The organism is Pseudoalteromonas sp. TB41 (assembly GCF_000497975.1).
GTDB lineage: Bacteria > Pseudomonadota > Gammaproteobacteria > Enterobacterales > Alteromonadaceae > Pseudoalteromonas > Pseudoalteromonas tetraodonis.
This window is the reverse complement of the sequence record NZ_AUTH01000094.1, coordinates 24,830-47,511: the sequence shown is the minus strand read 5'-3', so window position 1 is coordinate 47,511 and position 22,682 is coordinate 24,830. Positions and strand designations below refer to the sequence as shown.

At 38.9% G+C, this 22,682-nt stretch carries 23 protein-coding genes; 14 read left to right on the top strand and 9 right to left on the bottom strand.

Annotation, left to right across the window (positions count from 1 at the left end; all coding sequences use genetic code 11):
- The first annotated feature begins 3 nt into the window (after positions 1-3).
- Positions 4-2,085, top strand: coding sequence for a TonB-dependent hemoglobin/transferrin/lactoferrin family receptor (locus L641_RS0116015; protein ID WP_024602443.1), 2,082 nt, complete (start codon positions 4-6; stop codon positions 2,083-2,085).
- A gap of 293 nt (positions 2,086-2,378) precedes the next feature.
- Here the strand turns inward: L641_RS0116015 and L641_RS0116010 are convergent, their stop codons facing one another.
- Both L641_RS0116010 and L641_RS0116005 read right to left on the bottom strand, forming a co-directional pair.
- Entirely contained in the window at positions 2,379-2,987 is a 609-nt protein-coding gene (locus tag L641_RS0116010) for a hypothetical protein (protein WP_024602442.1), read from the bottom strand.
- A 259-nt stretch (positions 2,988-3,246) separates the two neighbouring features.
- Entirely contained in the window at positions 3,247-5,322 is a 2,076-nt protein-coding gene (locus tag L641_RS0116005) for a TonB-dependent siderophore receptor (protein ID WP_024602441.1), read from the bottom strand.
- Positions 5,323-5,484: 162 nt separating this feature from the next.
- Between L641_RS0116005 and L641_RS0116000 the strand changes: the two genes are divergently transcribed.
- The 6 genes from L641_RS0116000 (at position 5,485) to L641_RS0115975 (ending at position 10,475) form a co-directional block, all read left to right on the top strand.
- A complete protein-coding gene (locus tag L641_RS0116000; RefSeq protein ID WP_024602440.1) occupies positions 5,485-6,105 on the top strand; it encodes a fused MFS/spermidine synthase in 621 nt (206 codons plus the stop codon).
- Complete coding sequence (locus L641_RS0115995) at positions 6,098-6,994, top strand: fused MFS/spermidine synthase (protein ID WP_024602439.1); 897 nt, start codon at positions 6,098-6,100, stop codon at positions 6,992-6,994. The genes L641_RS0116000 and L641_RS0115995 overlap by 8 nt, the downstream gene beginning before the upstream one ends.
- 71 nt (positions 6,995-7,065) lie before the next feature.
- Positions 7,066-7,779, top strand: coding sequence for a type 1 glutamine amidotransferase (locus L641_RS0115990; RefSeq protein WP_024602438.1), 714 nt, complete (start codon positions 7,066-7,068; stop codon positions 7,777-7,779).
- 91 nt (positions 7,780-7,870) lie between these two features.
- On the top strand, positions 7,871-8,347 hold the full coding sequence (locus L641_RS0115985) for a MarR family transcriptional regulator (protein ID WP_024602437.1): 477 nt from the start codon (positions 7,871-7,873) through the stop codon (positions 8,345-8,347).
- A 2-nt stretch (positions 8,348-8,349) separates the two neighbouring features.
- Complete coding sequence (locus L641_RS0115980) at positions 8,350-9,414, top strand: HlyD family secretion protein (protein WP_024602436.1); 1,065 nt, start codon at positions 8,350-8,352, stop codon at positions 9,412-9,414.
- 11 nt (positions 9,415-9,425) lie between these two features.
- Positions 9,426-10,475 (top strand): DUF2955 domain-containing protein, encoded by a 1,050-nt coding sequence (locus tag L641_RS0115975; protein ID WP_024602435.1) that lies wholly within the window; start codon positions 9,426-9,428, stop codon positions 10,473-10,475.
- A 119-nt stretch (positions 10,476-10,594) separates the two neighbouring features.
- On the opposite strand, the gene arfB is transcribed toward L641_RS0115975, so the two are convergent.
- A complete protein-coding gene (gene arfB / locus L641_RS0115970; RefSeq protein WP_013462803.1) occupies positions 10,595-11,008 on the bottom strand; it encodes an alternative ribosome rescue aminoacyl-tRNA hydrolase ArfB in 414 nt (137 codons plus the stop codon).
- Between the two features lie 163 nt (positions 11,009-11,171).
- On the opposite strand from arfB, the gene L641_RS0115965 reads away from it, so the two are divergent.
- Positions 11,172-11,501, top strand: a complete 330-nt coding sequence (locus tag L641_RS0115965) for a hypothetical protein (RefSeq protein ID WP_024602434.1) — start codon at positions 11,172-11,174, stop codon at positions 11,499-11,501.
- Here the strand turns inward: L641_RS0115965 and L641_RS23620 are convergent.
- The 4 genes from L641_RS23620 to L641_RS0115950 all read right to left on the bottom strand — a co-directional run bounded on the left by L641_RS23620 (position 11,488) and on the right by L641_RS0115950 (position 16,113).
- Positions 11,488-13,560, bottom strand: a complete 2,073-nt coding sequence (locus tag L641_RS23620) for an SdrD B-like domain-containing protein (protein ID WP_253944069.1) — start codon at positions 13,558-13,560, stop codon at positions 11,488-11,490. The two genes, L641_RS0115965 and L641_RS23620, sit on opposite strands and share 14 nt — an antisense overlap.
- A gap of 8 nt (positions 13,561-13,568) precedes the next feature.
- Complete coding sequence (locus L641_RS23615) at positions 13,569-14,567, bottom strand: hypothetical protein (protein ID WP_253944068.1); 999 nt, start codon at positions 14,565-14,567, stop codon at positions 13,569-13,571.
- A gap of 141 nt (positions 14,568-14,708) precedes the next feature.
- Positions 14,709-15,476: a hypothetical protein gene (locus tag L641_RS0115955; RefSeq protein WP_232311369.1), complete on the bottom strand. Its 768-nt coding sequence runs from the start codon at positions 15,474-15,476 to the stop codon at positions 14,709-14,711.
- A 127-nt stretch (positions 15,477-15,603) separates the two neighbouring features.
- The gene (locus tag L641_RS0115950) at positions 15,604-16,113 is read right to left on the bottom strand and encodes a hypothetical protein (protein ID WP_013462807.1); all 510 of its coding nucleotides are present in this window, start codon (positions 16,111-16,113) and stop codon (positions 15,604-15,606) included.
- Between the two features lie 1,013 nt (positions 16,114-17,126).
- On the opposite strand from L641_RS0115950, the gene L641_RS0115945 reads away from it, so the two are divergent.
- From L641_RS0115945 to L641_RS0115935, 3 genes are read left to right on the top strand one after another with little or no spacing between them, the layout of a single operon-like run.
- Positions 17,127-17,471 carry a hypothetical protein gene (locus tag L641_RS0115945; RefSeq protein WP_016899979.1) on the top strand — a complete coding sequence of 115 codons (345 nt, stop codon included), beginning with the start codon at positions 17,127-17,129 and terminating at the stop codon, positions 17,469-17,471.
- Complete coding sequence (locus tag L641_RS0115940) at positions 17,468-19,057, top strand: PepSY-associated TM helix domain-containing protein (protein WP_024602432.1); 1,590 nt, start codon at positions 17,468-17,470, stop codon at positions 19,055-19,057. The genes L641_RS0115945 and L641_RS0115940 overlap by 4 nt, the downstream gene beginning before the upstream one ends.
- Positions 19,054-19,395, top strand: coding sequence for a DUF3325 domain-containing protein (locus L641_RS0115935; RefSeq protein ID WP_016899981.1), 342 nt, complete (start codon positions 19,054-19,056; stop codon positions 19,393-19,395). The genes L641_RS0115940 and L641_RS0115935 overlap by 4 nt, the downstream gene beginning before the upstream one ends.
- Positions 19,396-19,602: 207 nt before the next feature.
- Here the strand turns inward: L641_RS0115935 and L641_RS0115930 are convergent, their stop codons facing one another.
- The gene (locus L641_RS0115930) at positions 19,603-20,136 is read right to left on the bottom strand and encodes a lipocalin family protein (protein ID WP_024602431.1); all 534 of its coding nucleotides are present in this window, start codon (positions 20,134-20,136) and stop codon (positions 19,603-19,605) included.
- 68 nt (positions 20,137-20,204) lie between these two features.
- On the opposite strand from L641_RS0115930, the gene L641_RS0115925 reads away from it, so the two are divergent.
- Positions 20,205-20,660, top strand: coding sequence for a YaiI/YqxD family protein (locus tag L641_RS0115925; RefSeq protein ID WP_024602430.1), 456 nt, complete (start codon positions 20,205-20,207; stop codon positions 20,658-20,660).
- A gap of 1 nt (position 20,661) precedes the next feature.
- Positions 20,662-21,198, top strand: a complete 537-nt coding sequence (locus tag L641_RS0115920; RefSeq protein WP_024602429.1) for a hypothetical protein — start codon at positions 20,662-20,664, stop codon at positions 21,196-21,198.
- Between the two features lie 14 nt (positions 21,199-21,212).
- On the opposite strand, the gene L641_RS0115915 is transcribed toward L641_RS0115920, so the two are convergent.
- Positions 21,213-21,857 (bottom strand): LysE family translocator, encoded by a 645-nt coding sequence (locus tag L641_RS0115915; RefSeq protein WP_024602428.1) that lies wholly within the window; start codon positions 21,855-21,857, stop codon positions 21,213-21,215.
- 114 nt (positions 21,858-21,971) lie between these two features.
- Here L641_RS0115915 and L641_RS0115910 point away from each other — a divergent pair, with 114 nt between their 5' ends.
- Positions 21,972-22,424 carry an Lrp/AsnC family transcriptional regulator gene (locus L641_RS0115910; protein WP_013462814.1) on the top strand — a complete coding sequence of 151 codons (453 nt, stop codon included), beginning with the start codon at positions 21,972-21,974 and terminating at the stop codon, positions 22,422-22,424.
- Positions 22,425-22,682 lie beyond the last annotated feature (258 nt).

Here is a 22,682-nt window from a genome sequence, read left to right as displayed (position 1 = left end):
GAGATGAATCCCTTTTCTTTTAAATTTACAGCATTAGCCTCTTTGTTAATTAGCTCTGGTAGCGCACTGGCCGAAAATGTTATTGACGATCATATTGTGGTTAGTGGCTCTCGTTTTGAACAAAAGCTTGAAGATGTGACTGGCTCAGTAACGGTTATTACCGAACAAGATATTGAGCGTCAGCTCGCTGTAGATTTACAAACTATGTTTAAATACGATCCAAGTATCTCAAGTACTGGCAGTGGCGCAGGCGCGCAAACATTAACTGTACGGGGTGTTGGTGGCAACAGAGTTGTTTTTATTAAAGATGGAAGACGCACAAACGATGGCTACGCTGGCGGCGGCGGTTATTTAGTGGGTCGAAACTACTTTGATGTTGCGGGTGTTAAACAAGTTGAAGTTGCAAAAGGGGCGGCATCATCGCTATATGGTTCTGATGCACTAGGGGGAATTGTAGTAATAACAACTAAAGACCCGAGTGATTATTTAGTGGATCAACAAAGCTTGGTAAAAGTAGCGTTAGGCTACCAAGGCCAAAGTAATCAGGTTGCTGCTGATATTACAGCAGCAAAAGATTTAGGTGACTTTGCTATTAGCGCTGTTTATAGCCATCGCGATAGTGAAGAAGTACAAAACTACGTTGAAGATTTACCAGGTTACGATGCCCGCTCGGACGCTTTGCTGCTTAAAGTTGAGCAAAAACTTGATGAAAAACGCACCCTTAAATACACCTTAGATTACTTTAATCAAACGACAGAACAAGTAATCACTCCATCCATTCAAGAAACCGAAGACGAAGACACAAATATCTCATTTGCACTCGATTATGATTCAGATATGGCAACAGCTATATTTGATAAATGGTATGGGCAACTATCTTATAGTCGATACGAGCAACAAAGTGACCAAATAAGCGCAGCTAGAAATTACATCGATTATAATGACTACGGGTTTGAGCAAGATATTTTAGGCTTAAAAGCGGTATTTAGTAAGGAAGTTAAAGGAGAAAATACCGAGCATGAATTTGTCTATGGAATCGATATTGATTTATATGATACTACTCGACCACGCTTAAAAACCCGTGTATTAAATGATGGTACTGTTGATTTTACGAATGAAAAACAAAAAGCATTTCCTGGCGCCGATACTTCTTTAGTTGGTGTATATATGCAAGACAGTATTAAATTTAATGAGACTGATTGGTCGTTAGTTGCGGGTATTCGTTACGATTATTATGCACTTGAAGCAAAAAAAGATGCGCTATACGCTGACATCGAGCTTGATGATATTACCGAGTCTGCGTTTTCACCAAAGCTGGGTGTGATTTATCAGGTAGACGATAATTTATCTTGGTATGGGCAATATGTTCGAGGCTTTAAAATACCGCCACATGACCAAGCTTATCAAAGCCATGGTGTTGAGCCATTTTATCAAATATTACCAAATGCAGATTTAGACCCTGAAAGCAGTGACTCATTCGAGATCGGATTAAGATACGCAAGTAGCGATATTAGTGTAAATCTAAGTACTTTTTATGCTGCCTATGATGACTTTATCGAAACAACAATCGCGGGTGTTGAACCAACTTATATTCCTAATGTAAATAAAACATTTTACCAATATCAAAATATTAGCGAAACCCAGATCAGCGGTGTAGAAGCTGGTATTGCTATGTATGTTACCGACGATATTTTATTAGAAGCCAATGTTGCTTACGTAGATGGTGAAAACAAAGATTCTGACCAGCCACTCACTAGTATTAGCCCGTTAAATGGTTCTATATTAGTAAGCACTGAGTTTGGCAATGTTAATTGGACCGCTGCTTGGCGTTTAGCTAAGGCGCAGTCTGATGTAGTACTTGATACTAATGGTAATAAAACAACACAAGGTAACGGTTATGGTGTTGTTGATTTATATGCAAATTATCAGTGGCAAGCATGGCAAATGAATGTAGGTTTACTTAACCTACTCGATAAAGAGTACGTACCGTTTGAACTTATTGCTGGTCAATCCAAAGGTACTGATTTTAGCCAATATAGCCAACCAGGACGTAATGTTTCGGCTCGGATAAGCTATCAGTTTTAATTAATATTAAAAGTTGTATATATACCAATCGGCATAAATATCTGAATAATTTAACGGATTGAATTTTTTTATGTTTAAGCTGATTGGTATATAAAGCACTAGAAAACACTGCGTATTGCACCATAGTGTAAAGGGGGTTTACGTCTCTATAATTTTTGTACTGCTCATATATTTCAATAGCACTATGCATACATTTTCAAAAGAGTGCGTTTAAATCAATATTGGTTTACTAAAGGCACTTATGGCATGCGTATTCAACACGAGAAACCTAAGCTAATTATAAAAAGGAGGTATCAGCTCGAACAGGTTACATCACTCATACCAAAAGTATGCGTTAAACCATCAGAATTTTTATCAATTACTATCAGATTATTCTTTTCAATGTAAAACGTGTATTCGCGCATCCAATTGAGTTTAGCAATTCGCTTTAGCTCATAACGGCCAAATGCTAGCGGGCAATTTAAATACGCATAATGATAGGCTTTCCCCATTGCCCCAGGGTCTGCGGTATAAATATAAATAGTACGATCAGTAAACGTGTTTTGTTTGTGAATATAATCAGGCGTTGATAATGAAGAACCATTGACTAAAATCCCTAAACACAAAAAAGGAATTTGTATTACACCGACTAATGTAAGAATGATATAGAACAACCACTGGGCTATTTTATTTTTAATTATGCTTTTAATTTTTTTAGGTTTGGTGAAAAGCAGTATTAAACCCGTAATTACCAACACTAATTTTATATAAAGTAGATTATGGCTTAATGTATCCATAAGCCGTGGTGAGTGCCAATTTAACCCCCATAGCGCTCCCCCGTGCATGCTTTCTAGGAATGGTAACAATAAACATGCAGAAATAAGAAAAATAATTAACGAGCTATTATTGCTGCTTGTATCCATTTATTTTTGTCCTTTAAATCTAACCGGAGTCGCTGTATTTTAGTGTGATATTTATAACATGTTTTATAATACAGCGTACCTAAAATGTCATAATGCAGACAGCTATTTTATGATATGAAAGTGACTGTAAAGGGGGTTAACAGCGGCTATGTATTATACAAAAAAATAAAAAAGCGCCTTAACCACTACATTAAGACGCTTTGGATGAAAAACTATAAATAACTAGACGTTAAAATAGCTAATCGGGACTATGAAATTGTTAGAATTGATAGGCCAATGACATCTTAAATTGAGTAGGCGCACCGGGGTAAACCCATAATGCGTTGTAGCTACTTTGAGCATATTCTTCATCAAAAATATTGTTAACACTGATATTTAACTTGGTGCGCTCGGTTAAGTTTACCTGCCCAAAAATACCAACTAGTTGATAACTCGGTAAGTTAAATGTTAAATCGGCGGCATCGCCTAATCGTTCACTGGTGTACTGATAACTAGCCCCTAGCTCAAGCTCTTTACCAAGCAAGGCTGTTTGATGGCTAAGTGTTAGGTTTAAGTTATTTTTAGGCACATTGACTAATGGGCTGCCTTTTTTTATTGGCACGCCCCAATCAGCATTTATTATGTCGTTTGCCGTACTGGCATCTATATAAGCGTAAGATAAATTAAACTTTGTATCATCAGTAATGTAAGTACTTAAATCGAGTTCAACACCTTTACTGTTTGCTTTACCAATAGGCGCTGAAAAACCAACGTTTACAGGGTCGGCTACTAACATATTACTTTTAGTGGCATCAAATAATGCTAGGGTTCCCGTTATGCCTTGGTAGCTAAATTTAGCGCCTACTTCAAATGAGTCACTGTATTCAAAGCCAAATGGGTCGCCACTTGCATCTGTGCCACTTAATGGTAAAAAGCCTTCAGAGTAACTGCTGTATAAGGTTACAGCGTTGTTTAGCTCGTATAATAAGCCTATTCGCGGGCTTACCTGGCTCTGTGAGCTACTTGAAAGCACAGCACTTTTGGTTTCTAAAATGTCTTGATCTACGCTATCGAACCTAAGGCCAACTAATAGCTTAAATTTATCAGTCAGATCCATTTGATCTTGAACGTATATACCATAAGCATCTTGTTGTTCGTTGTTTTCGTAGAGTAAACCTACTTCAGGACGCGCAACGTTATAATTAGGTTGATAAATATCAATTGTGTAGGTGCCGTTACCGCCGCGATAACGATAAAGTCCAGTGCGTAAGTCGTATTTGTATGCATCGGCTCCCATTAATAAATGATGGGTAATGCCTGCGGTATCAAAATGCCCGCTTAGCTCAAATTTAAGGCTGGTATCATCAACTTCATAATCGCGGTAGCGCTGTTGGCGGGTAAGTGTGCGGCCATCATCGAATAATGATTGGCGCGAGGGTGCAAGTTCAGCATCAGACGAAAACCCAGTTAGTGTAGAGCTGCGGTAGTTTGCGCCTACAACGAGTGACCATTCATTGTTTATATCATGATTTAAAGTCACTTGGTGACCACGAGAATATACTTGCGTGTCACCATCGTTTGGATTGCCTAAATAGCGCGAGTTAGGGACAGTATTAAAATTATCATTAAGTACAACAACCCCACGGTCAAATAGCTGGGCTAAATCAACGTATTCAAATTCATAAGTGATGCTGGTTGAAGCGTTTATTTGATGATAAATCGATGGTGTAACCACCTTTTTATGGGTGTACACCTCATCGCGGTAGCTGTCGCTATCTTGCCATGCGCCATTTATTCTAAATGCAGTGTTATCGTTAATGCCGTTTGTATAGTCACCTTCAACGCGATTAAAATTATCACTACCTAAGCTGAGCTTTAGCTCACCCTGTTGCTCAAACTGAGGTTTTTTGGTCACGATATTAACTGTACCGCCGGGCTCTGAGCGGCCATAAAGTGCGGAGCCTGGGCCTTTTAATACTTCAATGTACTCAATGTTTGATACATCACGAGGGCCGCTGAATCCGCGCCCACCGCTAAAACCATTAATTAAGTAACCCGATGGCATGTTTTCGTTACCCGATAATCCACGAATCGAAAAGCTATCCCATAATGCGCCACTGTTATTTTTACGTGAAATACTGGCAGAAAAGTCCAGCGCATCTTGTAATTGAGTTATTCCTTTTTGATCAAGTACCGCGTTATCGAGGGTTTCGATTGATTGTGGCATTTGCTTTTGAGGAATATCGCCTCGGTAAGCTTGTTTATATGTAACCGCAATTTTCTCTATTGGTTGACTTTGGGCAAGGCTTTGTGCGCTTGCACTTAAGCAGGCTAAGTAAATTAATGAGTACTTCATAAAATGCTTTTTAGTAACGTTATATTATAACCAAAACTATAACATGTGTTACTTTATAACAAAATGTTTTTTTGCGCTCTATGTGTGCGTCTAATTTTTACACTAGCGACTATGCAGCTATCACGTTAAGATGGATAAAAATAACACAATAAGAACAATATAATGTTAACAAAAACAAATGCATTAATTTACTTTTTAGCGTTTAGTAGTGGCTTTAGTATTATGGGAATAGAGCTATTAGGTGGGCGAATTTTAGCGCCTTACTTTGGCAGTAGTGTGCATATCTGGGGCAGTATTATTACGGTATTTATGCTTAGCTTATCATTTGGGTATTTACTGGGGGGTAAGCTGTCTATTCGTCATCCTTCGTTGACCAAATATGGGTTAATCTTTTTAGTTGCCAGTATTATGGTACTACCCATTGCTTTGTTTGCTGAGCCAATTATGGCATTTATTTTTTCGCATATTGAAGACAGTCGCTATGGCTCGTTACTCGCCTCAACCGCGTTATTTTTTATACCCACCATTATTTTAGGCATGATCTCGCCCTACTCCGTACGTTTACTGGTCACAAATAGTGAGCGCAGCGGCCAAGTAGCAGGTGGCCTTTATTTTGTAAGTACCTTAGGCAGCGCACTGGGCACCATTATTACCTCTTTTTATATGGTACTGGCGTTTGATGTTAACGCGATTATTTTAGGTTTTGCTGGTGTATTGGGCACGCTTGGGCTAATTGCTATTACCTTTGACAAACTTAAAGTACGAGAGGCCGTTTATGCTTAAGTTTAAATCCCTGTTTGTTTGTATTACGGCGCTACTGCTTTCATCATACAGTGCAGCTAATGTTGTGCATAAAGAGCGCTCCTTGTATCGAAATCTACTCGTTGAAGAAACTGGCGATTTACGCTGTTTAAAGTTTGATGAAAAAACCCGACAAAGCAGCCAAAGTTGCATGTACATTAGCGACCCTAAAAAACTCGTGTTTAACTACACTAAGCTGGCTTTTTCTAGTTTGTTACTGATTGATAACCCTAAAAATGTGCTCATTATTGGTTTAGGTGGTGGAACGCTTTCTAATATGATTCACGAGCTATACCCGAGTGCGCATATTGAAAATGTAGAAATAGATCCTGCGGTAATTAAAGTGGCGCGCGATTATTTTAACTTTATAGAAACCGATAACGTAACTGCTAAAGTGCAAGATGGGCGTATTTTTATTAAACGTGCGGCGCTTAAAAAACAGCAATTTGATTGGATTATTTTAGATGCGTTTAATGGCGATTACATTCCTGAGCACTTACTCACAAAAGAGTTTTTTGAAGAGATAAAAAGCGTATTAGCCGAAGGCGGAATTGTGGCTGCTAACACGTTTTCATCAAGTAAACTCTATGAGCATGAGTCGGCAACCTATCATGCGGTATTTGGCGATTTTATTAATGTAACAGCCAATAATAATAGTAATCGTATTATTTTAGCTGGTTATAGCAATATCCCTACAGAGCAACAAATAGCGCAGCGGGTGACGCAGCTAGCTCCGTTACTTGCCCCTTATGACGTAGATATAAAGGCAATTAGCCAGCGTATGTTTTTCACCAAAGATGGTAAAGATTGGCCAAGTGATACTAAGGTGCTAACCGATCAATACTCTCCAGCAAATTTACTTAACTTTTAGTAGCTGTTATATGGTCACTTATATCCGGTGGCCATTACTTATTAAAAAGATAATATTTTAAGGAAGCGATAATGCACATTCACTTTATTATTCATGAACATTTTGAAGCGCCAGGCGCTTATGAAACCTGGGCTAAAATGAATGGTCATACGCTGTCTTATACCCGTATTTATTTAGCTGGAAACTTACCGCAACATGCTGATGATATAGACTTTTTAATCGTAATGGGTGGGCCACAATCGCCCGCTACATCGCTTGCAGAATGCGCTTATTTTGATAGCAAAAAAGAACAAGCCTTTATTGCCAGCATGATCACGGCAAACAAAGTAGTGTTGGGCGTTTGTTTGGGGTCGCAATTAATTGGTGAAGCGTTAGGCGCGGCTTATCAACCTAGTCCAGAAAAGGAAATTGGTAAGTTTGCTATTACCCTCACTGATGCAGGTTTGAATCATCCGTTATTTAGCCATTTTGGCAGTGAGCTTAATGTGGGGCATTGGCATAACGATATGCCAGGGCTGACTACTACAGCCAGTATTATTGCCTATAGCGAAGGTTGTCCAAGGCAAATAGTCGCTTATAGCGATTTAGTATTTGGTTTTCAATGCCACATGGAACTGACCACCGAGGTGGTTACCCTCCTCATTGCCAACGATGATTTAAGCAATGCCCAAAACCATCGCTTTGTAGAAAATCCCGAAAAGCTCTTAAGTCAGGACTATAGTGAAATGAACAATAAGCTTTATACTTTCTTAGATAAGCTTGCCGTACACTATTTATCTAAATAATACTTATTTACGTGAAGTTAAAATACCAAACATTTACTTAGCCTGCTAACTAATGCTAAAATTTGCTGGATATTCACAAGCAAGAGTTCCTATGAGCAGCACTATTCCTTTTCATGAAACACTCGATTTAACCTTATGCGGCAATATGGGTCGAGTGCACCGCTTATGTCGAGAAGCGGTGACAGTGGCGGTTGAACCCTTAGGTTTAACTCAGTCGCGCTGGACGGCAATGATTCACTTACATCATTTACCTTTAGGGGCAACACAGCAAGCGTTGGCGACCAGTTTAGGGATTGAAATGCCCTCATTAACGCGCACCATTAAGCAATTAGAGCAGCAAAATCTGGTTATTCGACAAGTTGATGAACACGATAAACGTAGTAAAAAATTGTACTTTACCGATGAGGGTATAAAGTTATTAGAACACTTAAAAGAGCTAACAAGCGATATTAAACAGCGTTTATATGCCGGTTTAAGTACTGAGCAACTTGATGGTATGGCGCACAGTTTAGTGCAAATGGAAGAAAACGCGCGGCGTTGTATTGCAAGCTTATCTGGAGATAAATAAGTATGACACCTGATCAAAAATTTGCCCGCTACGTTAAAGTTTCGCTTGTTGGTTTTATTGTTGTCTTTTTTTATTATATTGTTGCCGATGTATGGTTGCCGGTTACGCCACAGGCACGGGTTTATCATCCGGTTGTGCAAATATCACCGCAAATAAATGGCCGTGTTACCGATGTATTGGTCAGTAATAACCAAGCGGTTAAAGCGGGTGATGTATTATTTGAGATAGATAAAAATACTTACCAACTAGCACTTGAGCAAGCACAGCTTGCCCTTGACGATGCTAAACTTCAAAATAAACGCCTTGATACCAATGTAAAAGCGCTTGAGGCACAAATAAGTGCAGCTAACGCTAAATTGCATGAGCAGCAGCTATTAAAAAAGCGTGGCGAAACGCTTTATAAACAAAACTCTATTTCGGAACAAGAGCTTGAAAGCATTCGTGCAAATTTTGCAGCAAGCCAATCTAATTTAGCCGCCTTTGAAGCACAGCTTTCTGAAGCTGTTTTAGCGCGTGGCGATTCAGGGCAAGATAATTTAGCGCTGCGCCATGCGGCCAATCAGTTAGCGCAAGCCGAGCTTAACTTATCCTATACGCAAGTGCGTGCTTTAAGTGATGGTGTAGTGGCTAATTTACAGTTACTTGAGGGTTCCTATGCTGTTGCGGGTAAGCCATTACTTGCTATTGTGGCAAGAAAAGCAGATTTAGTGGCTGATTTTCGTGAAAAGTCACTATTAAATATGCAGCCAGGCAGTTTAGCAAAAGTAGTGTTTGACAGCCGACCTGGTGAAGTATTCGACGCTAAAATTGAAACCTTCGAAGCAGGTGTTAGTGACGGGCAACTTAGTGCGAATGGATTACTTAGCACCACCGAAACCAGCAACCGCTGGGTTCGTGACGCTCAGCGTCAACGTATTCATTTAGTGCTGCCAAATAACACTCAACTTATAAATAATATGCCCAGTGGTGCGCGTGCCACTGTGCAGTTACTTCCACAATCGGCTATAGGTCAATGGTTGGGATCAGTACAGATCCGCTTTATTAGTTGGTTACATTACATTTATTAGTGGGGCGAGTAATGACACAACATGTTAGCCAAGCGCCACAACTCGATTCAAATGGTTTACGCCAAGCGCTACGGATTGCTGGCGGCTGCACTATTGGTTTTACTTTGTGCAAGTTAATGAATTGGCCCAATGGAATATTTTTTACAGTTTACCCTATGTTATTACTCGGTTTAGTGCCAAGTATTAACAAAGGCGTGATCCGTCAATTTGTTGCCAGTGCTGCCTACAGTGCGTTTATAGTGCTTATTTTACAGGGCTTATTTTCACACTTGCCGGTGTTAATGACGCTCATTATTTTTGCCAGCTTTTGTATATTGTTTTACTTAATGAGCTCTGGTGGTGCGTTTTTATTTGGTGCGTTAGGTGCGGTGAGTTTATCGATTCAGTTGCACTTTGCCAGCCATGTTGATCAAGGAAGCAGCATTTACCCGCTTATTTTAAGTAATGGTATGGCTATTTTTATTACTATTATTATTGCGCTCTTGATGCATGGTTTGTTTCCTGATGTGACAGCGCGGCCCATGCGGGCTGTGCCACACAAGGATAAAGAAAGTATTCGTCACGAGGTGTTGCTATGCGCTAGCGTTGCGACTTTATCATTCGAGGTTTTTCAGGTACTTGACTTACAAGATTCAATTTCGGCGCAAGCGGCGTCTATTTTAATTTTGTTTTCGTTGTGTTTTAAGGCTGCGGGCACCGCAAGTTGGCAACGTATTATTGGTACACTGATAGGCTGTAATGCTGCTTTAGTTGCGCAATTGTTTTTGTATAACCATACTGACGTTTTGCTTTTTCCGGTGGCTATATTATGGATTTTGTCTTTTATATTCAGTCGTTTTCATATTTTAGGCGGTGGTCCACCGGGTGTTGGGTTTGGGGTATTGACCACGTTTGGCATTTTATTTGGTCAGTCGTTAGGCCCAGGGCAAGATTTAATATACAGCGCCATGTATCGATTTAGCTCGGTGGCTGTTGCAGTAACAGTAAGCTTAAGTGCAGTGTATGTAGTGCATCGAATCCTCAACCGATTTAGCGTCACCCGCCATCATACTTATGATTAAATTAAAGGCTGCATCCGCAGCCTTTTTTATACTAGCCTATTGCAAGTAAATTCAACGCAGTTAGCGCTGAAAATAGCTGCTTGAGATAGATTTATTATCCAGAGTTCAGATTACTTAAGTTATAGCTTAATATTACCGCGTAGGGCTTTGGTTTGGCCGTGTTTGGTTTTTTTGTCCATGCGTTTACGCTGTGAGTTACGGCTAGGTTTGGTAGCACGACGTGCTTTATTAACTTTAGTCGCGCTTAAAATTAAATCTTTTAGCCGTTTTAATGCATCTTCCCTGTTGAGCTCTTGAGTGCGGTGGCTTTGCGCTTTAATTATCAATACCCCTTCTTTGGTGATCCTTGAATCTTTTAAAGCAAGTAATCGTTCTTTATAAAAGTCAGGTAATTTAGAGCGATTAATATCAAAGCGTAAATGTATAGCACTGGCTACTTTATTAACATTTTGCCCGCCTGCACCTTGTGAGCGAATAGCGCTGAGCTCTACTTCCCATTCATCTATGGTTACGGTATTTGAAATAGTTAACATAGTGCCCCGCTCTTTTTGCAAAAAATGTATTATATCATCAGTACATTGACTTGTGGTGAATCAAGCGGTCATTGCTATTTACAGTCTAATATTTGTTAAATAAACACATAAAAACTAATTTATTCTACACTTACTATATTGCTTTTTAATTCGCTTTAATTATATGAAACAAATATCTATTTTAATGTTTTTGGTGTGTATGCTCGCTATTTCATATGCTGTTTATGCTAAATCATCACAAACATTTAGTGCTGGTGTAATTGCACAAGAACAAGTTTATCCAATCAAAGTATTAGCTTTGGGTGATTTTCAGCGTTGCTTTGTTGTTGCTGCGCAAAAAGAAGATGCTCTGTATTCTGCGTGTTATATCAAAAAGAGCGCGCAATCGATTTGGGTTGCTGAATCTGCGGGAGCGCGTTGTGAAATAAAATGTGAGTCGCATTTAAACAGTGATGGCAAAACACAGGTGCAGTACTTTACTACTGATTTATAGTAAAAATGCTGTGCCAAGGTTTCTTTATCGCGGTGGTGAGCCCTTTTATTTGTTTAATCACTTGCGTATCACAAGCTGTTTGCTTTGCATTATGAGGTCCTGACAGCATCAAATAGTGGGCTTTACCTTTTATTGCTCGTTCTGCTATGAACAGTGATGGGTTTTCTTTTAGCAGTTTTTTGTTAACGGATTTTTTAGAGGTATATGCACCATACTGGCAAAAATAAGTCTCAGTATTTTTGGTTTGCATATCGCTCCACTCCCCTATTTTTCGCCACTGTGGTGAGACATATCGCCTTGCATCAACCATAAAGCTACCATGAAGCGCTGGTATTGAATAAACATCATTAATGGTTTGTTGTGCTTTAGCTGCATTGTTATATGGGCCTGCAACGAGGTAATAGCTATCACGACGTTCATGCTTATATAACTGCAAAGCATAGGCTGCTTTATCAATTTTATTCGCAACAGTAAGTGCCGATTGAAACTTTTTGAATACGCCTAATTGCACAAAATAAGGTGTTTGTTGGTTTGATTCAGCCGCTATTGTAGCTTGTTCAGTTAAGGTATCAGCGTTATTTGTGTATACAATAATATCTTGCAATATTATGGTATCGCCGCTTTTTTCAGTGATGACCTGCTCAGGAAGATTTTTTATAGTTATGTTTTCTGAGAGTTGCTCATTTTTTTCTATTTCAAGTATATAATTTCCTTGAGAAACATTGGGGAAATAATAATAACCATCATATTCAGTGACCGTTGAATAATGCTTTTCGCCGTCTTTTTCTTTAAGTACAACCGTGAGTCCTGCGATAGGTTTACTCTTTTCATTGCTCGATAGATAAATAGTCCCCTCAACCTCGTTGTAGACCACTAAAGGAATATTTACTTTGGTTTGTCCGCCTCTATGAGCCAATGTTTTAATTTTTCCTAAAGAGGGCTGCAAGTAAGGATTAGACAACGAGCGTAAATTAACATCTAAAACCTGGCCACCGTAACTGCTTGGTAGCAAGACCTTTCCGTCATTATTGGTGTATTTATCTCGCCATAGGTAGTTGCCAGTAAAATTAACGTCTTGAATTGGCTCATCGCCTTGGTCAAAGATTTCATTTTCATTCCAATCTATGAACGAACTAACTTCTATTTGCCCGGAATTTAATGAGCGAGGAGTGTCAAAGTTAAAGTCTGCTTCTAAATGATCAAAACTAAATGTGCCATTTAAACCTAAAGATAAGCGCCAATCTCCTTGATTATCAACTTGCCCTGATACTTGTATATTAAATATCTCATGGCGGTAAGTATATTGATGATTTAAAAGCGTACTTGCCGCAGAGTTAGACTGATACGTCAGCTGGGTTTGATTAAAGGTACTTTGTGTTTGTGGCCAGCGTAAACTACTTCTCAAACGAGTGAGTTCTGCGCCATTATTAGCCTGCCAATCTAAGGTGTTGGTCCATTTCCAAGAGGCAATATCTATTGAAGAATAAAGCCGGTTTATTAGGTTATTTGTATCGTCATCATAAAATAGTTGGCTTGACCATGTTCCTGCGACATAACTTTTATTGATGCCTAATGAGAACCGATTTTTAGTGTTAGTATTTTTACGTACTTCATTGTTCCACCTCATATTCCAGTTAAGGGAGTTAAAAAAATCAGTGCGGCCATTGAGGCTCAGTGACAGCCTATTTTTGAGTGAGTTCTCTTTTGCTACAAATAAAGCGCTAGAAAAGTTATTAAGGGCACTGTATTCAACATTAACATTGATATCGTTATAAAGTTTATTAGAAAGTAGGCCTCTAAAACCGGCAAAATAAGCATAGCCAGCATCGAGTTGTTTTGTGGCTAAAAAACGGTAACTGCCGTGATCTGTAAGTGTGTTTAGCCCAGATGATAGGTAGCTGCTGTTATTTTGTTCAGTTTGCAAATGAGTAATTTGAGCGTCATAAGTAATAAACTCACTAATGCCATAAGAGAGATTACTTTTAAAGGCATTACTCATCGCCGTTGAGGAGTTACTGGATTGATTAAAAACGCTTTTATCTGTTTCTAAAAACTCCACCTGATAGCTTATTTTTCCGGGCGATAGTGCGTCTGCCCTATTGTATATTTTTGAGTGCGTGTAATTTGCTCACCCTGTGAGCCAAAAAGTTTAATTTCAAAGATATTGTTGCCGTAAAAAGTTTCAACATCGGTAAATCGAACCAAATTTTCGTCGTTAGCTTGAGTCGTGGCAATAAATTGGCCATTTCGATGCAGCTCTGCTTGCCAGCCAGGTAGTGCCGGTTCTTCTATGGTGATAGTTGAAAAATTTTGTGCCGAATGCGGGTTAGCATTTGAAATATAAAATCCCCGGCCTTGGTTTGAGCTAGTAATAAGCTGATCTGACTGAGATTGAATATCTCCCAATTGGTAGTGAATGCGTGCCAGTGAGTGATCTTGTTCACTTAAGTTAAAGTCTTTAGTTATTTTTAAAAAGGTATTAGCGGTGTTTTCGTTTTTGTTGAATCGTAGTTCAGCTCGATGATGAAATAAGTCAAAGTAGCTATTAAGCCTGAGTAGTCCCTTATAACGATTATTAGACGATTTATAGCTTGCTGATAGCGAATATTCAGACACGGGGTAGGTTAGCGCTTGGTATTGGTCGTCTATAAAGTGGTCGTATTGCAGTGCTTTGGACTTAATTTTTTTTGTAATACCACTCGTTACTTGGTTGTTATTATAAGTAAGCAAGTTACTAGAAAATGAAACCTGCATCAGTGAGTAATCAAAGCGCGAGTCGGTATTTAAAAGTGTATTTATAACAGATAAATCAACATAGTGGTCGTAGTCATCGACAGCCCACAATGAAACATTTTCTGAGGGGGCTAAAGTTGAGGAAAGCTCAGCATTCAGCACCTGCTCACTTGAGTCAACGTTAGCAGACAGTGTATTTTGTGACACGTTTAAGCTAATTCCCATGGTCGATTTCAGGCCGCTTATGGGAAGTAGCAACTTATTTGATTTTGAGTAGTAAGCTTCTAAGTCGGAGACAACAGAACGGCCATTAACTCTTACATTTATAATCACAAAAGACTCCTCATCAATAGGCCATTGATAAAGAGTCGGTAACTGCTTTGCGATGATTGCTTTGGGTACAATTAACAGTAATGTACAAAGTAACAAGCGAGCCGTTATACCATAGTATAAGGCATTAATGTGTAGCATTTGTTATTTGATATTAATAGGGATCGCTAACTCGATTTTACCGCCGTAAAGCTCGTTTTCTTTGTAATTGAGTGTCACAGGCCCTGTCACAGGGGCCTGTAAAGTGATGTATACCTTGCGACGTGATAAAGGGGTATAAACGGCCACATTGGCTATTTCACCAATCATTACATTATTCTCATCGACTAATTCAAAGTTTCCATACACAGAGCGATTCCCTGTGAGTGTTTGCCAAAATGTTAGAGTCGGACGCCCATTTTGAGTAATTAATTGCGGGTTTATTAATTCTGAGTCAGCCTCTAATTGGCCATGACGAACAATAACAGGCACGCTGTAAGCAACTTTAGGTCTAATGCTTATTCCATCAATGTCGGGGTTTTGTGACTCAGAGGCTATGATTTTAAGCACCGCCCTGTATTCGCCTACAGCAAGCTCAGCTTTTTTGCGAACGGTCATTCTGATAGCTTGCATCCCTTTTGGGGCAATAGTGCCGCGACGTGGAGAAAACCGTAGCATGTTTTTGGCAGAGCGTCCTTCAACTTGTTGCGGAGTAACATCTATAAGTGCTCCTTCTTCGGTCATATCTTTATGGGTAACAACAAGTTTAAAATCGAGATTTTTATTAGAGGTATTTCTGATAAGTAGTGAATTATTTTTAGTACGTCCATCAAAGTATAAACGGTATTCAGACAGCGCAAGGTTGGCACTACAAATTTCAGGTAGTAAAAGAGTTAGGCAAAGGGCGGCCCAACAAAAAAGTTTAAGAATCATGGGACAACTCAACAACATGATAATAAAAAGTGGAGCGCGTTGCTCCACACATTTTATTTTTAATGCGCAATTGCGCAAAAAAATAAACTGAGGCTAACTTAGTAAGTTAGCCTCAGCTTTCATAGTCTTATTGGAAAGACACATCTACAGTATAATCTACAGTGTAAGCAGCGCCCGCTGTCAGTGTAGAATCAACTGTCATATCACCATATACACTAACAGTAATATCGGTTGCACTTGCATCAGTAGTGAAAGCAGACGCAACATTGTCAGCAGTTGTTACACTGGTTGTGCCATCTGTAGCCGTTGTTACTGGAGCAAAAGTTAAGTTAGTGCCTGTGCTTCCAGATACAGTAATATTCATTGCTGAATTTGGCGCTAAACCAGATACAGTAATTCCACCTAATTGAATGTTTGCATCTGACGCATCACAGTCACCCGATACAGCGCCTGCATTATCCATCGTACAGGTTGAGCTTGTAGATAAGCGAATTTTACCAAAGTGCAGTGGGCTATCTTCTGCAAAAGTAGGCTCAGTCCAACCATTTACACTTGCTTGAAATGTTTGGTTAGATGCAAGTAAAGAAGTTGATGAAATTGCTAGCAAAGCGGAAGCAGCAAAGATTTTTTTATTCATAGTTTTTCCATTTTTAAAAATTATTATTTTTTTACTTCCGTGCAAATTAGTTTTGAGGGTTATCTCAGTCCATTGTTTCGGATTTAAACACAATTGTTATCAAAATGAAATCTTTTGTTAACATTAAGGCTTTTTAAAAGAGATAATTAGTATGAAGTTATTAATTTTGACCAGCAAAATGCAACAAGAAAAATAGCTCCGATGTTAATTATTTTTTAACGCTAGAGGGAGTTATTTTAAGGCATAGTCAAAGCGACTTAATTGATGTTGAGCCTATATGAATGTTTATAAACTATTTTTAATCTTTCATAACCATTTTTTAGTTTTTTATGGCAATCGCTCTGTGCTTAAGCGGTGAAATAAAGTGACTGCAACATCTATGCTAAATGTTTATTTTTTGAGCATAATTTACGCGTTGTATCTCTATTGCTACCTTCCCAGTTAAAATTATTACGGATTAAACTGCATTTATCAAAGATCAGATTTTTACTAACATGTCGGTTTAAAAGTATAAAATTTAATTTTCCAAGCCTGTTTTTTCATCGTTTTGGTTGTTTTTTAGCTTTCTTTGGTAATAAGTTAGTAAAAAATCGGTTTATGCCAGCGGTATTTTATGCCTTGTTGGTAAAATACTGATCCAGTGTTATTTGAGAGAAATTTATAGCTTAAAAGGTCTCTAATTATTAGCTTCTTATATCAAAATTACCTGTTAAGGCTATGGAAAAACTTATTAAATAGAGTGCTTTATTTAACTTTTAATTTCATACACGGACGTGTGTTTACTGTGTCTTTATGTATTTAGCCGGTAACAGCAACGCATCCAGAGTAAGCATTCACTTAGATAGGTTATTTTATAGCTGACTTTTAATCTTTATATAGATCACTATTTAACTAACTCAATTAAATGCCTATTACTGCATTCAAATACAAATAAGAATTACTATCTTTTGTATTTGTTGGCGTTATAATATCGCCATCTTTTTTTAGCTATGTTTAAAAGGAATTTGCAGTTTATGCAGGCCACCAACCGTCTTTTAGACTTTCCCAAACCCGTTTTTTCTATGTTATGGCAATTTATGCAACGCTTTAGCTATGAATTAGCGGTTTTATCGCGTTTTTTTATTGCCATTGTTGGCGGGTATTTTTTTACAGCCGTAAGTGTGTCGCTATTAAGTGCAGTAGTGCCTGTGCCTAAAGTTGACGCGGTTTTGCTTAGTGTGTCTGCGAGTATTTTAATTTATGCCCTGGTGTTTATTTATAGCTTTTATATTCATTCATTAAAAACTGTTTGGATCAGTATTTTACTAAGTATTGCAGCGCAACTTGTCGTGTTATCGCTATTGAAGGGATGGTTATGAAAGGGAGTTTTTTTCGTTCAATGACGTGGTTACATACATGGGTGGGTTTGCTCGTGTGTTGGTTACTGTATTTAATATTTTTTGCAGGCACTATTAGCTTTTTTAGAGATGAAGTGAGCTTATGGAATCAGCCAAGTGTCCATAATATTGAGCAGCAGGCAGATCGTATTGGCGCGCAAAAGCAACAAATCGTGTCGGGTGTTGAGTATTTAAATGCGCAAGCACCTAATGCGCCTAATTGGCGTATAACGCTTCCTGAGGAGCGTATACCTTATTTAACGTATGGTTATGCAAAACCAAAAGAGCCTGGACAGCGCAGAGCGCAGTTCGAAAATACCCGTTTAGATCCAAATAATATGCAGCCTTTAGCACCCTTTGTAGATACTCGAGGGGGGAATTTCTTTTATCGCCTGCATTTTGATTTGCATTATATTGATGTTAAAACGGCGCGTTGGATTGTCTGCTTTGCTAGTTTATTTATGCTCATTGCGTTGATATCTGGCGTCGTTATTCACAAACGTATTTTTAAAGATATGTTTGTTTTTAGAGCTAATAAAGGCAGCCGTAGCTGGTTAGACGTGCATAATTTAAGTTCGGTATTTGCCTTACCGTTTCATTTAATGATTACTTATACGGGCATTATTACCCTGATATTTATGATTTTCCCCTACCCCGCGCAAACCGTTTATGAGGATGGAATACGAGGCTTTTTTAATGATGTTTCGCCAAGTAGTTCTGCAACAGAGTCGTTGCAAGGCACTGCACCGTTAGTGCCTATCAATACTATTTTGGATCAGGTTTATACTAAGTGGCCAGAGGCTGATATAACTAGGGTGATTATAAATAAGCCGAATAAGGCCGCTGCGACTATTATGGTTTTGGTCAGTCCTGGAAAAACATTAAGGGATCAAGCACCGCGTTTGATATTTAGTGGAGCGAGTGGTGAGCTTGTTGCTCAAACTGATGATGAACTTACCGGCAGTAAAGCGCTGTATGAGTCACTAAATTCAATGCACACTGGGCGTTTAGCAGAGCCATTATTACGTGTTTTATACTTTTTAGGCGGCATTGCTGGCTGCATAATGATAGCCACGGGCTGTATTATGTGGGCGAAGCGTATTCGGGAGCGAATGAAAAAAAATGCCCAGCCATCATGGGGTTTAAAACTCGTCGAAGCGCTTAATTTAGGAACTTTAATGGGATTGCCCTTGGCAACGTCTGCGTTCTTTTTAGCAAACCGATTAATCAGCACTCGCGCAATGGAGCGCGCGGATAAAGAGATACTTGCCTTCTTTTTAACTTGGTTGTGTGTACTTATTATCGCTTTTGTAAAGCGTGACAAGTCGCAGTGGTGTGTTATGGCTGCCATAAACTGCATTGCTTGTTTTAGTGTGCCAGTGGTTAATGCGCTAACAACACAAGGGAATATAATCAGTTATTTACGTAATGAACAGTGGGCTTTATTTATGTTTGATAGTCTCTTTTTACTGTTTGGTTTGCTGTTTTTGTTACAAACCGAAAAATTACGTACTGCGCTGCAAGCTAAAAAACCTAGTCCGATAAACACTAAGGAGCAAAAAGTATGATGGCACTGCTCCCTTTTAGTTTATGTTTGGTGGCTTTTAACTGCTTTGCACTGGCTAAGTTTAATCATTTTAAGGATGTTTTTAACAAGCGCCCGACTGATCAGCAGCGTTTAATTTTATTGAGTGTTGCTTGGATCAGTATTTTACTAAGTTTACTACTTTGTGTTAGCGAATTACACGGCTATGGCGCTCTACAGTTTTGCGGGTTTATGTCGTTAAGTGCTTTAATTATAATGATTTTTTATAGTTTTTTAGTCAATCTAACTAAGCTTTTTAACTTGCTTGTATTATTGATATTGGCCACGAGTACGTTATTTTTTGGTTTAAATGGGCTTTAGTTAGTAAAAATCTGATCCCAAAGAATAGGCTAAATTGAGGTAAAAAAATGGCAAGCCATCAGGCTTGCCAATTAAAAAGGGGGATTGTCATTATGTCTTGTACTTGCCTGTCTCTTTGCAAGTGAGGCTAATATAGCCCCTCTTTATTTAGTTTACCTTACAGTAAGGTGAACGTTTTATTACAACCTAGGGGCGTGTAAACCCCCTTTACAGCGATTTTTGATTTACCCATATAATCTCATCAGTTGCAAAACCAAGCGCTTTTACTTGGCTTAAAAACTGCTGCTTGAGCTCTTTACTCACTGTAGGTGTTCGCGATAAAAACCATAAGTAATCTTTGCTATAACTGGTAATAAACGCATATTGATAATCAGGTTGGTCGAGCTCAAAAATAATATAGGCACCATAAAACGGGCCAAAAAATGACACTTTAAAATGCCCTGTATCGGCTTTTTCTACAAATTTAGCTAAGCCTTCAGCTTCGTCCCATTTTTGTACTTTACTAATAAAGCCTTTGTTTAATACCTTTACCGTTCCATCATCGTTAATTGAATAAGTGGCTGTTACTTGCTCCATTCCTTGTTCAAAAGAGTGGTCTAATCGTGCTATTTCATACCACTTGCCTTGGTATTTCTCTAAATCAAAGTTTTTAACAGGGGTTATTCCTTCGGGTGCGCTGGTACAGGCACTGAGTAAAAACACGGTGGTAATAAATAATGCGGTTTTAAAAGCGAGTTTCATGTTGTTTCCTTTTCTTTAGAAATTGCTATAGGATCGCTTTAATACTAAAGCAATTTAAAGAACTTAGCATGAAAATTTGGGTTGATGCTGACGCTTGTCCGGTGGTAATAAAAGAAATTTTATTTAGAGCCGCAGAGCGTACGCAAACAGAAACAATACTGGTTGCAAATCATGCCATGCGCATCCCACCGTCAAAATTTATTAGCCGACTACAAGTGTCATCGGGCTTTGATGTGGCTGATAATGAAATAGTAAAACGAATAGAAAAAGGCGATTTAGTGATCACTGGAGATATTCCACTGGCAAGTGAAGTGATTGATAATGGCGGCCAAGCGCTTAATCCGCGCGGTGAGCTTTACACCACTGAAAACATTCGTTCATTACTAAATGTACGCGATTTTATGGATACTATGCGCTCAAGTGGCGTAGAAATGAGTGGTGGGCCGCCTCCATTAAGCCAAAGTGACAGACAAAACTTTGCTAACAATCTTGATCGTATTTTAGCGCAAAATAAGAGCAGTTAAAGTGAGCAGCCAGTTAATAGGGTTAGGTGATAATTCATTCAGTGTTGCTGTGTATGTAGCAAAAGCGCCCCCTATGCCTTACTTTGAAACACTTGCGCAGCTAGAGCCTGTAGTTAGTGGGCAAATAAATAGCATAAACCAGCACTGTGGCAATGGCTGGCGAAAAGTTTTTAATGTGTACGCCAAGGTGTTATTTGCGCTGCCAAGCGAGTATTACTCATTTGCTAAACAAGCCGTGAGTTGGCAAGCATATCGCGATGAGCTGTTGTTACAGCAGCATAGCGGGACTGCATTACTCTTTAGTGCGCCGGTGCTTACTGAGCATAAAAATCAATTGCACATTATTGCAGGAAGAACTCACGCTAAAAACTTGATACAACAAGGTAAGTTAAACGCCCAACTTGATTGGCTTGATGATGAGTTTGCTATAGATAAAAGCCAGAATATTATTGTATGCCCCTATTTTGATTATAGGCAGCTGAGTAATATTAAAATTGCCCGTTTGAGTGAATTAGTGGCTCAGTTGCGAATAATCTAAGCCACTTTCGTTTTTTAGGTAAGTGTTACGCTCAGTGTGTTAGCGCTATCAACTAGCATGAGCGAGCCCAAAATAAATAGGATGCAGGCCGATGCACGGCCAAATTTTAGTGAGAGCGCCGGATTATTGCTGAGGATTTTTCTGGCACTTACCCCTATTAACCAATATACCAGCGCACAGCCAACTAAATGAATAATGCTAAGTACCAGCAATTGTTCAGTAATAGAAAATGACAGTGTTGGTAAAACAAACTGCGGCAATAAGGCTAAAAATAACAGCATCACTTTGGGATTCAAGCCACTAATTATAAAGCCCTTTCTCACCCACTTTAGAGGCGTATCTGAGGTGTGTTCTTGGCCATCGTTATAGGCTGCAGGCATTGGAGGAAATCGGTACAGTGATACGGCAATCCAAATTATGTACAAAGCACCAAATAAGGTTAACAGCTTTATAAACATGGCATGCGATGCTAATAACGCGCCTAAACCTACCACCACTATTAAACTGGCCATTAAATGCCCAAGTATTAACCCCGCTACTGCAGGAATGATTTTATCACCCGCTATACCTGCACTGATTGTATAAGCCCAATCGGCACCGGGGGTAAGTACAAACAAGATTGATACCAGCCAAAAAGAAAAAATAATATTAATATCCATACGTATCCATGCGCTAAAACCCAAAATAAGTGAGCTGCTATTTTATTTCTTTCTGATGAGTAAAAGTTACTGTATTTTACTGACATAAGCGTTCATTTTAGGAAATAATCAACTATGGATACCATAGATAGGAAAATTCTTGCTGAGTTGCAAGTTGATGGCAGGCTCACCCTTTCTGAATTGGCTGATCGTGTTGGGCTAAGCGTGTCACCTTGTCATCGTCGTGTAAAAGAGCTTGAGAAAAGCAAAGCAATTGTTGGCTACAGAACTGAAATATCACCTGAAAAAGTGGGTTTAAACTTTTCTGCGTTAGTATTTATTACTATTAAAGAAGGTGATAAAGCGTCGTTAAGCAAATTAGAGCAAGCGGTGGATGCTATTCCTCAGATCACCAATGCACAACGCTTATTTGGCACCCCTGATTACTTATTACACGTCGTTACTAAAGATTTAGCCGCGTTTCAGCAACTCTACGATGACAAGCTATCAGCCTTACCGGGTGTACAACGTTTAACCTCAACCATTGTGATGAAAGATATTGTAAGAGCGCGTAACTTGCACTTTTAACAGGTTATGTTTTACACGAACTTTAAAAAGTTAAGGCGATGACGCTGCAAAGCCTATGGCAGCGGGCTTTGCCTAAATAGGTAAAAATAAAGTGTAAATAAAGCTTGTTATAAAGTGTATTGCTGTTATTCTGCTTGCCATCGGGTTGATAGAAAGCCCTGTTTATTTGTAAGTACCTCGTTGTTATTAGTAATAATCCTTCGCGATATCCTCAAGTTAAATGTTTGTTTTCTTCCTGTTAAACGCCTATTTTAAGGC

What these genes read in the sequence shown, in the direction of transcription:
- L641_RS0116015 (WP_024602443.1), top strand. Translation starts at nt 4, where the DNA reads ATGAATCCCTTTTCTTTTAAATTTACAGCATTAGCCTCTTTGTTAATT.
- L641_RS0116010 (WP_024602442.1), bottom strand. Translation starts at nt 2,987, where the DNA reads ATGGATACAAGCAGCAATAATAGCTCGTTAATTATTTTTCTTATTTCT.
- L641_RS0116005 (WP_024602441.1), bottom strand. Translation starts at nt 5,322, where the DNA reads ATGAAGTACTCATTAATTTACTTAGCCTGCTTAAGTGCAAGCGCACAA.
- L641_RS0116000 (WP_024602440.1), top strand. Translation starts at nt 5,485, where the DNA reads ATGTTAACAAAAACAAATGCATTAATTTACTTTTTAGCGTTTAGTAGT.
- L641_RS0115995 (WP_024602439.1), top strand. Translation starts at nt 6,098, where the DNA reads ATGCTTAAGTTTAAATCCCTGTTTGTTTGTATTACGGCGCTACTGCTT.
- L641_RS0115990 (WP_024602438.1), top strand. Translation starts at nt 7,066, where the DNA reads ATGCACATTCACTTTATTATTCATGAACATTTTGAAGCGCCAGGCGCT.
- L641_RS0115985 (WP_024602437.1), top strand. Translation starts at nt 7,871, where the DNA reads ATGAGCAGCACTATTCCTTTTCATGAAACACTCGATTTAACCTTATGC.
- L641_RS0115980 (WP_024602436.1), top strand. Translation starts at nt 8,350, where the DNA reads ATGACACCTGATCAAAAATTTGCCCGCTACGTTAAAGTTTCGCTTGTT.
- L641_RS0115975 (WP_024602435.1), top strand. Translation starts at nt 9,426, where the DNA reads ATGACACAACATGTTAGCCAAGCGCCACAACTCGATTCAAATGGTTTA.
- arfB (WP_013462803.1), bottom strand. Translation starts at nt 11,008, where the DNA reads ATGTTAACTATTTCAAATACCGTAACCATAGATGAATGGGAAGTAGAG.
- L641_RS0115965 (WP_024602434.1), top strand. Translation starts at nt 11,172, where the DNA reads ATGAAACAAATATCTATTTTAATGTTTTTGGTGTGTATGCTCGCTATT.
- L641_RS0115955 (WP_232311369.1), bottom strand. Translation starts at nt 15,476, where the DNA reads ATGATTCTTAAACTTTTTTGTTGGGCCGCCCTTTGCCTAACTCTTTTA.
- L641_RS0115950 (WP_013462807.1), bottom strand. Translation starts at nt 16,113, where the DNA reads ATGAATAAAAAAATCTTTGCTGCTTCCGCTTTGCTAGCAATTTCATCA.
- L641_RS0115945 (WP_016899979.1), top strand. Translation starts at nt 17,127, where the DNA reads ATGCAGGCCACCAACCGTCTTTTAGACTTTCCCAAACCCGTTTTTTCT.
- L641_RS0115940 (WP_024602432.1), top strand. Translation starts at nt 17,468, where the DNA reads ATGAAAGGGAGTTTTTTTCGTTCAATGACGTGGTTACATACATGGGTG.
- L641_RS0115935 (WP_016899981.1), top strand. Translation starts at nt 19,054, where the DNA reads ATGATGGCACTGCTCCCTTTTAGTTTATGTTTGGTGGCTTTTAACTGC.
- L641_RS0115930 (WP_024602431.1), bottom strand. Translation starts at nt 20,136, where the DNA reads ATGAAACTCGCTTTTAAAACCGCATTATTTATTACCACCGTGTTTTTA.
- L641_RS0115925 (WP_024602430.1), top strand. Translation starts at nt 20,205, where the DNA reads ATGAAAATTTGGGTTGATGCTGACGCTTGTCCGGTGGTAATAAAAGAA.
- L641_RS0115915 (WP_024602428.1), bottom strand. Translation starts at nt 21,857, where the DNA reads ATGGATATTAATATTATTTTTTCTTTTTGGCTGGTATCAATCTTGTTT.
- L641_RS0115910 (WP_013462814.1), top strand. Translation starts at nt 21,972, where the DNA reads ATGGATACCATAGATAGGAAAATTCTTGCTGAGTTGCAAGTTGATGGC.